Raw genomic sequence first — 12827 nt, 5'->3', positions numbered from 1 at the left:
AGGCCAACGGCCACGGCCAGGGCAACTTCCACCAGGGTGAAGCCTTTGCGGCTCCGAATAAGCGCGCGTTTTTGCATCTGAACTAGCGTTCTCCATCTCGCTGGGGGTGGTGCCCGCAGCCGATTGTGTCTGTAGGTCGGCCCGTTTTGGTCACGGGTGGACCCTCCACTATATACCGGACTGTTGGGCAAGCTTAACACGGGCCACCGTCACACCTGCCCCTTCCCCCCCCCCGGACGGGCCATTCAGCCCCAAGACTCGGCCCGAGGGCACGACGACGAAGCGTGCAACGCTTGCCCGGACGTCGTCGCGACACACGCCCGGGGCTGAGACCGAGTCACCGCCGAGCCGGCACTATCGTTGCCGAGGCGTCTTCGGCAGTGGGACCCCCCAGGCCTGGAGCGTGCGTGCCGCGACGTCGCGCGAGGTTGGGCGCGGGTCGTGGAGGTAGATGTCCCGCCACAGGGCGATCGCCAGGGCCCGACGTTCCGTCACCTGGTACATGCGCCCCTCCATGAAACGCGCCTCCGGCGGTGCCCCCGGCAGGCTGGCGGCCCGGCCGAACCAGCGCGCGGCTCGGAGATACTGGTCGGGCTGGTCACCGAACAGAAACATGGTCATACCCGCCTGGTAAGGCAACTGCCAGCGCCGGTTGTTCGCCGCGACGGCTTTATGCCACAGGGCGTCAGCCGCCTCGAGTTGCCCGGCATCCCCCAGCGCCAGCGTGCCCAGCACGTAAGCCCCCTCGAAGTGCGGGTCGAGATCGGTGATCAACTCCAGCACGGGGGCGGCCTGCCTGACCTTGCGCCGCTCGCGCAGACTGCCGCCGAAGTGATGGATGAAGGCCAGGAAATAGCCGTCGGCCACCACGTTGTCGAAGCCTGTGGCCACGCGTTTTACGGCCCGTGCCAGCGGAATCGACATGGGAGGCACGGCATCCAGCAGGCGTGCGTGAACCTGCAGGGCCCCCCATGCGAGCCCCCAGAGCGCTGCCAGCAACCCAAGACGCCGGAGTGTCCTCACGAAAGTTCCCGCTCCTCCCAGGCCCAGGCGGCCAGCAGCACCAGACCGGCCGTGGCCGCCACCAGATACAGAGTGCCGGCCAGGAATACCTTGCCGGGCCAGGTCCCGGAGTACAGCAGCTGATTCTGAAACGAGACCAGATCAAAGTGCGGCAGCACGGCGTAGAGCAGGTGCCCCGCGTAGTAATTGGCCAGGTTCACGCGCACCTCGGTCTCCGCGAACACCCGGATCAGGCTGGCGAAATGGCCGACGAGAAAGAAACACAGGGTGTACAGGGTGGCCAGCAGCGGGGCGGTCATGGCCGCGAATAACAGCGCCAGCGCACACACGAGGCTCCACTCGAGGTACATTCCGAGGCAGAGCAGGTACAGGCGCGGCTCGAACGAGCCGGAGGCCGCCATGGCCAGGGTGAGGCCCAGCGCAGCCAGCAAGGCCAGCGCCCCCAGGGCCTGCAGCACGCCGAGATAGCGCCCCAGCAGGAAGACCGTGCGGGAGATGGGCTTGGTCAGCACCACGTAAGTGGTGCGGTTCTCCAGTTCGCGCGCCCAGCCACGGGTGGTCAGCCACATGCCCACGCAGGCGCCGGCCACACGCACCGCCTGGTAAAAAAAGTCGATCGCGGCGGGGCCCCGCCATTCCCCTGGCGGCGCCCCCAGCCAGGCCAGGCCCAGCAGGGCCAGCAAGCCCAGCGCCAGACCGCGCAAGCCCTGCTCGCGCACCGCCTCCCGCCAGACGCAGCCGGCGATCGCCCAGCTGCGCAAGACGGCCTCGCGGAGGGATGCTAACATAACGGGAGAAGGGGCCGAGGTGGCTGAATCATCGCGCGTCATCGCTGGTTCACGCACTGGGTGTCAGGAACCGTGGCATCCGGGTGTGACATGGGTTCCCGACCCCGGGGGGGCGGCGGCGCCAAGATGGAGCCATGGCCCATGATACCCCTGTCCAGGTCCCCGCGTCGCCCGAGGGAGAGACTGACGAGCCCATGCAGTGCCCTGCCTGTCACGATCGCGAAGCCATCGCGGGGTTGGTGATCTGCGACGCCTGCGAACAACGTTTCCAGGCGAGTCCAGAAGGCCGCTTTCACTGCCACGAGGTGGAGTTTGCAGGCGCGGTCCTGACGATCGCCAGCTGGCAAGCCACCTCCTGGGAGGCCGGAACCGAGGCCCCCGCGGCAGAGGCGCGAAAAGCCCGTCGCTGGCCCTGGCAACGCCCGCGCAGCGAAGCGCCCGTGGAAGAGGCCCCTCTGCCGCCGCCGGAATGGCGAGCCCGCGTCCATCCGGACGCTGAGGGACCACCGCCCATCACCGAGGCCACGCCACCGCTGGAGGCTCCCGCCCTCGAGGCTGTGGTGGCCGCCAGTGCCCTGCCCACACCGGCCTCGGGGCAAGGCGATGAGCCCCCCATCGACAACGGCGCGTTGGGCGGCGACACGTTACGCTGCCCGGACGGCGAGACCGCCAGACACGAGCTTCTTCCGCTCGCGCAGGAGGACCAAACCCAGGCCGTTGAGGCCGCCGCGCCCGCCGCTGAAAGTCACGAGGCAGCCCCTGCCCCGGCTGTTGCCCCGGTGAAGGCCGCCGCGCCCGCCGCTGAAAGCCATGAGGCAGCCCCCGCTGCCCCCCCTGCCTCGCTGGAGGCCGCCGCGCCCGCCGCTGAAAGCCTCGAGGCAACCCCTGCCCCGGCAGTTGCCCCCACCAGCTGGGAAACCGAGCCCGTCGGCCCGAACGTCGCCTCCCCGGCCAGCCCGGAGACCAACGTGTCGCCTGCGGCTGCCGCGCCGCCAGCACCGCTGATGCCGCCGGCACCCGTCTCCGCGCAGGAAGCCTCGTCAGCCCTGGCAGGCTTTTTCGAGAGCCTCGCGGGCCCTTCGACTGGGTCAACCCCACCGCCGCCCGCGACGGACGGGCCGCGTCCAGCCGACCTCGGTGATTTTCTGGCCAGCCTGAAGAGCACCACACCAAAACCGGAGCCGACGCCGTCCCCCCAGGCGCCCCCGCAGGCCCTGACGGATTTCCTGAACAGCTTGACCCCGCAAGCCCTGGACCACACCACCATGGCCCGCATTCCACCCGTGTCTGAGGCATCGCCGCCTACCACAAGTTCCCGCACGCCATCGACACCGGCCGGCTCGGAAGCCACGCCCTCCGGTGACGGCGTCGATCCCCTCAAGCTGAGCGCCTTCTTCAGTCAGTTTCAAGCACCCTCTGCGCGCGCGCCTCTATCGCCCCGTCGGGAACCCGCGCAAGACGACCTGGCGAATTTCTTCAGCGATATCAGCGTGCCCTCCGTCTCGCCGACCTCCCCCGCGTCATCCGAGCGCCCGCTGACTCCCACTCAGGATGTGCTGAGCAGTTTTTTCCAGGCCACGGCTCCGCAGGCAGACAAGCCTTCGCCCCCGCAGCAAGCCAGTCGTCCGGCGTCGGCAAGCTCAGCCATCGCCCCGCCCGAGCCCAAAAAGCAAAGCGTGCCACCACCGCCCGCGCCCCCTGGACCGGGGACCACTTCAGAACGACGTAGCCTGCTCGATATCGTGCAGGAAGGCTACACCCAGCGCGCCGCCAGCGGGGTCGCACGCCCCCCGGGTCCGGTGGCATCGTCCCTGCCGCCCTCTGCCCCAACAGACGGCACCGGAGTGCAAGAAGATGAGGATGGCACCAACGTGCTGGATGGATTGAGTTTCAATCCAGATTCATCGGCCAGCTGGCTCTCGCATTTCGGCCAGGAGCCCCCGGCAAAAACCTGAGCACCACGGCGGCCGACCGCTGTCAAACACCTCAGTTTTGGCCAGACCGCTCAGGAAACGAGCGTCGACGCCACCCGCATCAGCACGTTCAGATCGTCGATCATCCGCTCGGTATGGCGGTACAAGACGGACATCAGATTGGGCAGCAGCAGGGTCAGCATCGAGAGCCCCGCCACCGGCTTGGCAATCAGGATCAGGTCCTGCGTGAGCGAACTGGCCTGCGGCGACACCTTGCTCATGTAACCGACGCCCAGGTCGGCGAGCAGCACCACCACCAGCACCGGCAAGGCCAGTTGAATCGTGATCGTGAGAAAAATGCCCGACATGGTGATCAGGTGGGTGGCCAGGGCATCGTTCATGGCGAAGGAGCCCAGCGGAATCAGGCGAAAACTTTGCATGTAGGCGCCCAGCATCCAGAGGTGCCCCCCCATGACCAGAAACAACAGCAGACCCACGTTGAAATACAGTGTGCCAAAGGCGTTGACGTTGGTGCGCGTGAAGGGGTTCTGGACGCTCGCCGCACTCATCCCGGATTGCACCCCCGCCAGCTCGCCAGCCGACTGAACGGCCTGAAACAGGATGTTGGCGGCGAAGCCGAACAGAAAACCGACCAGCAGTTCCTGCATGATCAGCATGATGAAGGCCCACAGCACATTCGGGATGCGGGCGTAATCGGGCATGACGGCGATCGCCGCAAAGCTGATGCCAACCATCAGGGCGACTCGCACAGGCAGCGGCAGCAGCCGACTGCTCAGCACCGGCGCCTGAATGAAGAAGCCGGCGGTGCGGGCGAAAATCAACAGGAAGGTCGGAACCGTGGCTGCGAGCCACGCCACCAGCAAGGCCATGCGTCCGCCCTCAATTCGCGATCGCTGGAATCTGGGCGAACAGTTGCTGCACGAAAGCCACCGTGAGGTTGATGATCCAGGGCGCCACCAGCACCAGCACCAGCAACACGGCCACCGCCTTGGGAACGAAGGAGAGCGTCTGTTCCTGAATGGAGGTGACGGTCTGCAGCAGCGCCACGATGAACCCCACCACCAGACCGGTCAGCAGCATCGGCGCTGAAATGAGCAGCACCAGGGCGATCCCCTGGGTCAACAAGGTGATGATGAGGCCAGTGGTCACGCCGCGTCGCCCCTCACGTGCGGAAGCTGCGAACGAGCGCTTCGATCAGCAGTTGCCAGCCATTGGCCAGTGAGAACAGCATCACCTTGAACGGGGGTGCCACCATCTGGGTTTGGAGCTGCTGCATGCCGAGGGCCATGATGACGTTCGTGATGACGAGGTCCACCACGATGAAAGGCAGATAGACGATGAATCCGATCTTGAACGCCGTCGCGACCTCGCTGAGCATGAAGGCCGGCGCCACAACGTGGAAGGGCACATCGGCCGGGGTGCGCGGGTCCGGCAGTTTCGCCAGGCGCAGAAAGAAGGCCAGGTCGGTCTGCTTGACCTGCTTGACCATGAAGGCCTGAATCGGTTTGAGACCCGCCTCCAGAGCCTGCTGCTGGGAGATGCGGTTGTTGAGGTAGGGGAGCACCGCCTCCTGGTTGACGCGCTCCCAGGTGGGGGTCATCACGTACATGCTGAGGAACAGAGCCATCCCGATGATCACCTGCCCCGGTGGCACATTCTGCAAGCCTGTCGCCTGTTTCAGGAAGGCCAGGACCACCACGATCCGGATGAAGGGCGTGGTGGCGATGAACAGGAAGGGCAGCAGGGTCAAGGCACCGAGCAGAAACATGATCTGAATCGGCGTGGAAAAACCCGGCGACTGGAGTGGTGCCTTGAGGTCGATGGTGTTGAAGAGGGTGCGGGCATCCGGTACCCCCGCCGACGCAGCCTGTGCCCAGGCCGGGTCCGGAAGCATGAGCCCCAGCAGGAGCGCGAGCAAACACAAGCCGAACCCGCAGAAGCCCCACCCCGAGCCTGCCCGGTCCACGCGGGAGGCGCAACCTGGCCCTCCCATCATCGGGAGACAGACCCTAACTCGGTTCATCACGCGCGTGCTCCTTTTCAAGCGTTCGCGCGAAATCCGGCGCGAGGTCGGCCTCGTGAAGTTCCGCCACGGTGGTCACGTGGTCGCCACTGGCCGCGAGCAACCAGTGGCGCTTGCCGGCAGCCACGACAAACACACTGCGCTGCGGGTCCAGGACCAACCGATCGACCAGGCGCAGCGTCTTGGCTCCCGCCAGAGCCTGTCCCAACGCAGGGATCCGGGCCTTGAGGACTTTCAGTGCCCAGTAGCCCATCAGCAGCAGCGCAACGCTGACGAGGAAGAACTGAAACAGATAGGTCGCAAACGGAAGTTCCGGCGCCGCCGCGACCTCGCTGGGCCACGCCGGCGCCGCCTGATGCTCCCCCAGCGAGGCCGGAGAGGCGACGCCGGTGGCATTCGGCGTGACGAAAGCAGGATGGTTGTGTGCGTCAGGCACCCGAGGCCACTCCCGCCAGTTCACGATGGAACACCTGGGTGACCTTGATGCCGAAGGTCGTCCCGATCACGACCACTTCCCCGGTGGCCACGATCTTGCCGGCGATCGTCAGATTGACGGCCTCACCGGCCAGCTGTTCCAGTTCGATGATGGTGCCCTCGCCCAGCTGCAGCACCTGGCGTAACGGGATGCTGGTGCGTCCCAATTCCACCAGGACCTCCAGCTTGAGGTCGCGCAACAACTCGTAATTCGGTTCGGTATCGACCCCGCCGCCTGAAAGCGGCGCAAAGCGGACGGGATTGACGGTTTGACGTTGGGTCATCGGGCCCTCACTGATTCTGGACCAATCGCTCGATGGGAGCTTGCAAACGGAGCAATTTCACGGCCTTGTAACCGTTGACCGTCAGGGGCTTGGCACGGGCCGCGGGCTTCCCGGAGATGGTCACGGTGATGGAGCCATCGGCTGACTTGGGCAAGGCCAGAATGACGCCCTCGGCCATCCCCAACCAATCCGCGGCCGGAATTTCCAGCTTGCCCAGTTCGGCCACGATAGGAACGTACACATGGCTCAGGCTGCCCAGCACCGTCGGGGCGTCGTCCTCGTCGGCTGGGAGGCGCGCGGAAATCACCTGCGTGGCCTCCGGTTCGGGGCGCTGACCGGCCCCCCCCAGCGGGGCCAGGGGATAGCGCTCATACTGCCACTCGGGCCCTTCGAGCAGGCGCTGCACCTCCGAGCGAAAATTCTTGAGAATGGTCTGACTCTCGCCTCGCACGCGTGCCATATCGAAGGAGGAGGTGGGCACCTCCGGCACCTCCGGAATGAGCACCTCGACCGGACGAGTCAATTCGGGGGCCTTGGGGTCCGAGAGCGGAGCCGTGATGTCCGCATTGCGAGAAATCAACGCGAACGCGCCGGCGAGCAAGCTGCCGGCGGAAAATGCGTAGCTGAAGGCCACGTTGGGGTGCGTGCTGGCCCCCAGCGCAAACAGGAAATGCCGCACCGTCTCGGGCGTCAGTCGGGAAGGAACCGGGAACAGGCCTCTCAGCACGAAGATGAGGATCACGCCGAGCAGGAAGCCGATGGCCATGCCGTAGTACATCCCGACAGCCGCCCGCACGAAGGCCGCCCCAAAGGTCGCACCAAGGTGTTCATCCCGAGGATCAAGCACCTCGCGGCGCATCAAACCCAGCAAGAGGCCGAGCAACGCGAAAGGAATGGCATAGCCGAGCGCGCCCCAGAGGGCCCCGTTCATGTAAGGCGGGCGCTTGAACCAGCGAGGCCCATCCACAGCCAAACGCTTGCGCGGCTCGAGACGTAGGGGTTTCATTGCCCCGGGCGTCAGAGCCGTCCCGATCACCTTGGCCACCACCGAGGGCCACTCCCCCGCCTCGACCCGCGGGCCCGGCGAAAGCGTCAGGCCAAGCCCACTCGAAGTGGCCAGCATGTTGTAGGCGCCGGCAGGTATCAGCAGCGCCGCGACCAGGCCCACCTTCCAGAACGCAGGGGGCACGAGGGCGCTGCGGGGTCGGTTCTGCTGATAAAACAGGTAGTAATTGACCGCTAGCGCAAAGCTAGCCACCGCACAAAACAGGAAACCGACCAGAACCGGATTCAAGCCGGTGCCGCTGCGAAACCAGAACTGGAACAGCATTCCGAGCGGGAACAGGCCAATCACGAGAAACAGCCGGGTCGGCCAGAAATTGAGGTCGGGTGCCGCAGGACGACGCAGGGGCACCGGGGCGTGCAGCGGCGCGCTCACGAGGCGCTCCCCAGCACCTGGACCGCCAGACGTCGGCCATCCTGGGTCGTACCTGGCTTGCCGAGGAAACGCAGCGAGCCCACGGCCACCTCCAGCGGTTCACCCAGCGCCGTATCCAGCGTGATCACATCGCCCGGTTCCAGGCCCTGCAGATCGCCCACGGATAACTCGACCCGCCCCAGCGCCACCGAGACAGGGACCGGGACCTCTTCGACATGGGAGAGGCGTTCATAGAAATGGGTCGTGTCGTGGCTGACCAGGGTCGTCTCCCCGATCGCACGCAGGCTGCCACCCAATTCCAGCAGGTAAGCCTGCGGGATGCCCAAAAGCACGCGAGCCGTCTGAGGTTGCCCGGGCTGCAGCACCCGAAAGGCGGTCGTGACGACGGGCGTGTTCAAGTTGAGCCCCGGGAACATGCCCTGCAACTCGACCAGCGGAGGGGGGCTCGGGCTCGGGTACATCTGGACGTCGAAGGGCGCCACCTCGGCCCAGCAGTCCGCGAACTGCGCGGCGAGGTGCAGGAACCACTGTTCGACCTGCTGCGCCGCGGCATCATCGCCCATATCGTCTTCTCCCACGCCCGACACCAGCGTCACGCCGGAGAAATCGATGAAGACGAAGCCACCGCCCTGCTGCTCGGCAAAGTCCAGCACCCCCCACCAGGCGCGCTCACCGTAGGCGGCATCGAGTTTGCGAAAGGTGGTGCTCTCGACAGAGGTCACCTGCCACTCGGTTTGGGGGAACACGAAGTATTCGTCCTGAATCTGCGCCATGCGCTGGGCCAGCACCGCGTGCAGATAATAGACGCCGCGCAATTCAAGCGCATAGTCGCCTGCGGCCGTCGTGATGACCGCGTCGTCGCCCGTGCTCATCGCATGTGCGCCCGCGCTGTCCGTCGAGAACCCGAAACCGGCGTCCGACACCGGCACCCCCCAAAGCTGCTGCGTTCTGTCTTCCCGATCTTACCAGAAACGCGCCAAAGGGAGGCCCTGAAGCCACCGAGGCCATCCGGCGAAGACGGGACCGCCTCAAGCTTGGGGCAGGGAATTAACGAATGAGCTGGTTCACGTCGTCGATGACGGTGTTGCCCACCGAGATCAACTTGCTGGTCGCCGCGAAAGACTTCTGTGCCAGCGTGATCTCAGGCAAGGTCGTGTTGATGGAGGTGTTGGCATTTTCCAGCGCGCCCGGACGCAAGGTGTTGGTGCTGCCCACCACGCGCCCCTGGCCGTCATTGGCGGCGGTACCGGCGAAGATCTGCCCCGCCACGTCGTGGTAACGGAAGTGCGCACCGCCGGCATCCCGGAGCAACCCCTGAGGGTTGGCAAACTTGGCCAGCACCACGTGCATGTTGGCCTCGTTGTTGGCCAGATCGCGCGGTGCGCCGGCATCGTTGCGCAGCAGGCCGCGGCTGTCGAAGCTCAGGCGACCGCCCGCGTTGGGATTGCGCACGAGATCCAGTTGAAGGTTCTGAAGGTTGACCCCCAGCGGCGGGTTGGCGCCGTTGGTGGCAACCGTGGCGAACGCGTTCAGGTCATTGCCCTGGCTCTCTTCCGGCGGGACACCAAAGGGACGAGCATTCGCATCCACGGGCGTGTTGTAGCCCATGACGAACAACCCCTCCTTGTTGACCAGGCGCCAGGTGCCGGTCCCGGGAATATCGCCCCGCAGAAATTCCATGTGGAAGTCCCCATCACGCGAGAACACCAGGTCGTCCACGCTGGTGGGAACCGGGCGGCGTGACAGCACGAAGAAGGCATCCCCGTCGATGGCCAGGTTCATTGGATTGCTGCTCTGAACGATGCTGCCCTGCCGGAAATCAGTGGTGGTTCCTTTGACCTGAATCCCGGAATCGGAGCGCTGCACGGCATTGACGGAGCCATAGCCGTCGGTCGCGCGCGCGGAGCCACGAATCTGCTGGTTGAGGACCTCGCCGAACTCCATTTTGGTGCCCTTGAAGCCGGTCACCACGGAACCAGTGACGTTATTGCCAATCACCTTCATCCACTGGTCGACGGCTCCGAGCGTGTTGAACACTGCCGTGTGAATCTGACTGGTCATGGAGATGTACCTTTCGAATCAGAATGCCGAGAGCGGAGACCACCGACTCAGGATGGGGAGGCCGGCCGGGGTCAACCCAGGTTGACTACGTGTTCCACGGGCACCCGCTTGCCTCCGATTTCGAGCATGGGACGGGCGTCGTTGTAATCCACCCCATCCACGCGCCCGGTGGTCACGTTGCCGGTGGCGGGGTCTTTGGCCTTCACGGTTTTTCCGAGCAGGTTCGCGGCCGTCGAGACCAGGTGATTTTCGGTCGTCAGCCAGCTGGTGCGGTTGGTGGCGATCGCCGCGTTCATCTGCATCATCTGCGTGATCAAAGCCGTGCCGTCCATGGGCTTGTCCGGGTCCTGGTTCTGAAGTTGCGCCACCATCAGCTTGATGAAATCCTCCTCGGGCTTTTCATCTTCGCGGAAAGCGCCCCGCAGAGACTGGGGCGGGGTGGGCAGGATGGCTTGCAATCCGTACACGTTCATGGCCACTCCTCGAACTCCGAAACCCGGCTAAACCGCCACGCTCGGGACTTGTACCCGCCGATCATAGGGGAATCACTGCATGATGGCTGTGATCGCTCTCTCGAAGCCAGGTATTCGTTGGGTTTCGAGCCGCTACCCCGCCCCCGTTCCACGCCCCGCCCCACGCCAATGGCGATGAGGGAGGGCGCGCGATCAGTTGAGCGAGAGGGTCCCGAGGGCGTGAACCTCGATCTGGGGCGGCACAATCTCGTTGTAAGCCATCACGGCCACCTGGGGATACTTTCGCTCGATCAGGCGTCGGAAGACCAGACGCACCTTGCTGGAGCACAGCACCACCGGCTGTTGACCATTGGCCAGCAGACGCTCCACGTGAGCTTGCAGGTTCTTGAGCAGGCGTCCAGCCAGTCCCGGGTCGAGCGACACGAAGGCCCCCTGGTCCGTCTGCTGCACGGCATTGGCCAGCACCTGCTCGAGCCCGGGGTCGAGGGTCAGCACGGGCAGTTGGCCCTGCGGGTTCTGGTACTGGTGAGTGATGGCCCGCGCCAGCGATTGGCGCGCATACTCCGTCAGGGTGTCGGTATCCTTGGTGAGACGACCGTAGTTGGCGAGTGCTTCCAGAATAGGCACCAGATCTCGGATCGAGACCCGCTCCCGCAGAAGATTCTGAAGCACGCGCTGGATCTCGCCGGCGGACATGATGGCGGGATAAAGTTCTTCCACCACAGCCGGATATTCCGTTTTCACGTTGTTGAGCAGGGCCTGGACGTCCTGGCGCGTCAACACGTCGGCCGCGTGCTGCTTGACCACCTCGGTCAGATGGGTCGCCACCACCGAACTGGGGTCGAAGACCGTGTAACCCATCACCTCGGCCTCCTCGCGCTGAGACTCCGGAATCCAGAAGGCCGGCAAGCCGAAGACGGGTTCCTTGGTGGGGATGCCGTCGATCGGCCCGACGGCCATGCCGGCGTTCATCGCGAGCAGGTGATCGATCTGCACGTCGCCGCGCGCAATCTCGATGCCACGCAGGTTGATGCGATACTCCTTGGGCTTCAGTTGCAGGTTGTCGCGCACGCGAATCGGAGGCAACACCAGTCCCAGCTTGGTGGCCGTCTGGCGGCGAATCATCGTGATGCGCTCCAGCAGGTCGCCTCCCTGGGCCGCATCGACCAGGGGTATCATCCGATACCCGATCTCGAGTTCCATGGGGTCGATCGCCAGCAGGTTCATGACATTTTCCGGCCCCTTGGGCGCGTCGCCGGTCTCCGCCGGCGTGGTGGCCGCCAGTTCGGCCGCGACGGCCGCCCGCTCCCGCGTCTGATTGGCGACATAGGCCGCCACACCAGCCAGCGCCGCAAGCGTGAGGAACGGCAACTTGGGCAGACCAGGCACGAGCCCCAGCACCCCAATCATGCCCGCCACGGCCCCCAGGACTCGCGGGTCGCCCAGGACCTGGGAGCCGATCTCGTTGCCCAGCGAGGCCTCGGTGGCCGCCTTGGAGACGAGAATACCGGTGCCAACCGAGATCACCAGCGCGGGAATCTGGGTGACCAGACCATCGCCGACCGTCAGCAGGGTGTATCGCGAGGCCGCGTCCGAGAGGCTCATTCCGCGCTGCAGGACGCCGATCGTCAGGCCCCCGACGATGTTGACGATGATGATGATGATGCCGGCCACGGCATCGCCACGCACGAACTTCGAAGCACCGTCCATGGTTCCGTAGAAGTCGCTTTCCCGCTGAATGACCGCTCGCCGTTGCCTGGCCTCGGTTTCCGTGATCAGACCGGCATTGAGGTCCGCGTCGATGGCCATCTGCTTGCCGGGCATGGCGTCCAAGGTGAAGCGCGCGCCGACCTCGGCGATGCGCTCCGCGCCCTTGGTGACCACGATGAAGTTGATGACCACCAGGATGGCGAAGACGATCAAACCCACCGCGAAGTTGCCGCCGATCAGCGCATGCCCGAAGCTCTCGATGACGGCGCCGGCCGCGCCCGGGCCGTTGTGGCCTTCCAGCAGCACCACGCGCGTGGAAGCCACGTTCAGGCTCAGCCGCAACAAGGTGGTGACCAGCAGCACCGTGGGCAGGGCCGCGAAGTCCAGCGGCTTGACCATCTGGGCCGACACCATCACCACCATCAGCGCGATGGCGATGTTGAAGGTGAACAGCAGGTCCAGCACGAAGGGCGGCAGCGGCAGCACCATCATGGCCAGCATCAGCACCACGACCACCGGCAGGGTCAGCGCCTTCACCGAGCCCGCGTGCGGGCCCAGCCAACCGTTCAGGCGCTGCATGATCTCGTTCACAGGCTAGGCTCCACGCGGGGGTTCAACG

General features: G+C 65.4%; 13 protein-coding genes. 1 reads left to right on the top strand and 12 read right to left on the bottom strand.

Annotated features, from left to right (window positions below):
* Positions 1 to 354: 354 nt before the first annotated feature.
* Together VKP62_06890 and VKP62_06885 are read right to left on the bottom strand one after the other, a co-directional pair.
* Positions 355 to 1023: a hypothetical protein gene (locus tag VKP62_06890; GenBank protein ID MEB3196916.1), complete on the bottom strand. Its 669-nt coding sequence runs from the start codon at positions 1021 to 1023 to the stop codon at positions 355 to 357.
* Positions 1020 to 1784 carry an ABC transporter permease subunit gene (locus VKP62_06885; GenBank protein MEB3196915.1) on the bottom strand — a complete coding sequence of 255 codons (765 nt, stop codon included), beginning with the start codon at positions 1782 to 1784 and terminating at the stop codon, positions 1020 to 1022. The genes VKP62_06890 and VKP62_06885 overlap by 4 nt, the downstream gene beginning before the upstream one ends.
* Before the next feature lie 161 nt (positions 1785 to 1945).
* Between VKP62_06885 and VKP62_06880 the strand changes: the two genes are divergently transcribed.
* Positions 1946 to 3766 (top strand): hypothetical protein, encoded by a 1821-nt coding sequence (locus VKP62_06880; GenBank protein MEB3196914.1) that lies wholly within the window; start codon positions 1946 to 1948, stop codon positions 3764 to 3766.
* A 50-nt stretch (positions 3767 to 3816) separates the two neighbouring features.
* Here VKP62_06880 and VKP62_06875 read toward each other — a convergent pair whose 3' ends face one another.
* The 10 genes from VKP62_06875 to flhA all read right to left on the bottom strand — a co-directional run bounded on the left by VKP62_06875 (position 3817) and on the right by flhA (position 12799).
* Entirely contained in the window at positions 3817 to 4614 is a 798-nt protein-coding gene (locus VKP62_06875) for a flagellar biosynthetic protein FliR (protein ID MEB3196913.1), read from the bottom strand.
* A gap of 10 nt (positions 4615 to 4624) precedes the next feature.
* Entirely contained in the window at positions 4625 to 4894 is a 270-nt protein-coding gene (gene fliQ / locus VKP62_06870; protein ID MEB3196912.1) for a flagellar biosynthesis protein FliQ, read from the bottom strand.
* Between the two features lie 13 nt (positions 4895 to 4907).
* Positions 4908 to 5768, bottom strand: coding sequence for a flagellar type III secretion system pore protein FliP (gene fliP / locus VKP62_06865; GenBank protein MEB3196911.1), 861 nt, complete (start codon positions 5766 to 5768; stop codon positions 4908 to 4910).
* Complete coding sequence (locus VKP62_06860) at positions 5755 to 6204, bottom strand: flagellar biosynthetic protein FliO (GenBank protein ID MEB3196910.1); 450 nt, start codon at positions 6202 to 6204, stop codon at positions 5755 to 5757. The genes fliP and VKP62_06860 overlap by 14 nt, the downstream gene beginning before the upstream one ends.
* Complete coding sequence (locus tag VKP62_06855; GenBank protein ID MEB3196909.1) at positions 6197 to 6526, bottom strand: FliM/FliN family flagellar motor switch protein; 330 nt, start codon at positions 6524 to 6526, stop codon at positions 6197 to 6199. Before VKP62_06855 ends, VKP62_06860 begins: the two co-directional genes overlap by 8 nt.
* Positions 6527 to 6533: 7 nt before the next feature.
* Positions 6534 to 7964 carry a FliM/FliN family flagellar motor C-terminal domain-containing protein gene (locus VKP62_06850; protein MEB3196908.1) on the bottom strand — a complete coding sequence of 477 codons (1431 nt, stop codon included), beginning with the start codon at positions 7962 to 7964 and terminating at the stop codon, positions 6534 to 6536.
* Positions 7961 to 8887 (bottom strand): FliM/FliN family flagellar motor switch protein, encoded by a 927-nt coding sequence (locus tag VKP62_06845; GenBank protein MEB3196907.1) that lies wholly within the window; start codon positions 8885 to 8887, stop codon positions 7961 to 7963. Before VKP62_06845 ends, VKP62_06850 begins: the two co-directional genes overlap by 4 nt.
* Positions 8888 to 9011: 124 nt before the next feature.
* On the bottom strand, positions 9012 to 10025 hold the full coding sequence (locus tag VKP62_06840; GenBank protein ID MEB3196906.1) for a flagellar basal body rod C-terminal domain-containing protein: 1014 nt from the start codon (positions 10023 to 10025) through the stop codon (positions 9012 to 9014).
* A 71-nt stretch (positions 10026 to 10096) separates the two neighbouring features.
* Positions 10097 to 10498 carry a flagellar hook capping FlgD N-terminal domain-containing protein gene (locus VKP62_06835; GenBank protein ID MEB3196905.1) on the bottom strand — a complete coding sequence of 134 codons (402 nt, stop codon included), beginning with the start codon at positions 10496 to 10498 and terminating at the stop codon, positions 10097 to 10099.
* A 192-nt stretch (positions 10499 to 10690) separates the two neighbouring features.
* The gene (gene flhA / locus VKP62_06830) at positions 10691 to 12799 is read right to left on the bottom strand and encodes a flagellar biosynthesis protein FlhA (GenBank protein MEB3196904.1); all 2109 of its coding nucleotides are present in this window, start codon (positions 12797 to 12799) and stop codon (positions 10691 to 10693) included.
* Between the last annotated feature and the right edge of the window lie 28 nt (positions 12800 to 12827).

It is taken from the genome of Candidatus Sericytochromatia bacterium (genome assembly GCA_035285325.1).
In the GTDB taxonomy this organism is placed as follows: domain Bacteria; phylum Cyanobacteriota; class Sericytochromatia; order S15B-MN24; family JAQBPE01; genus JAYKJB01.
Note: the sequence above shows the minus strand (reverse complement) of the source record. Positions and strands in the feature narration are given on the sequence as shown.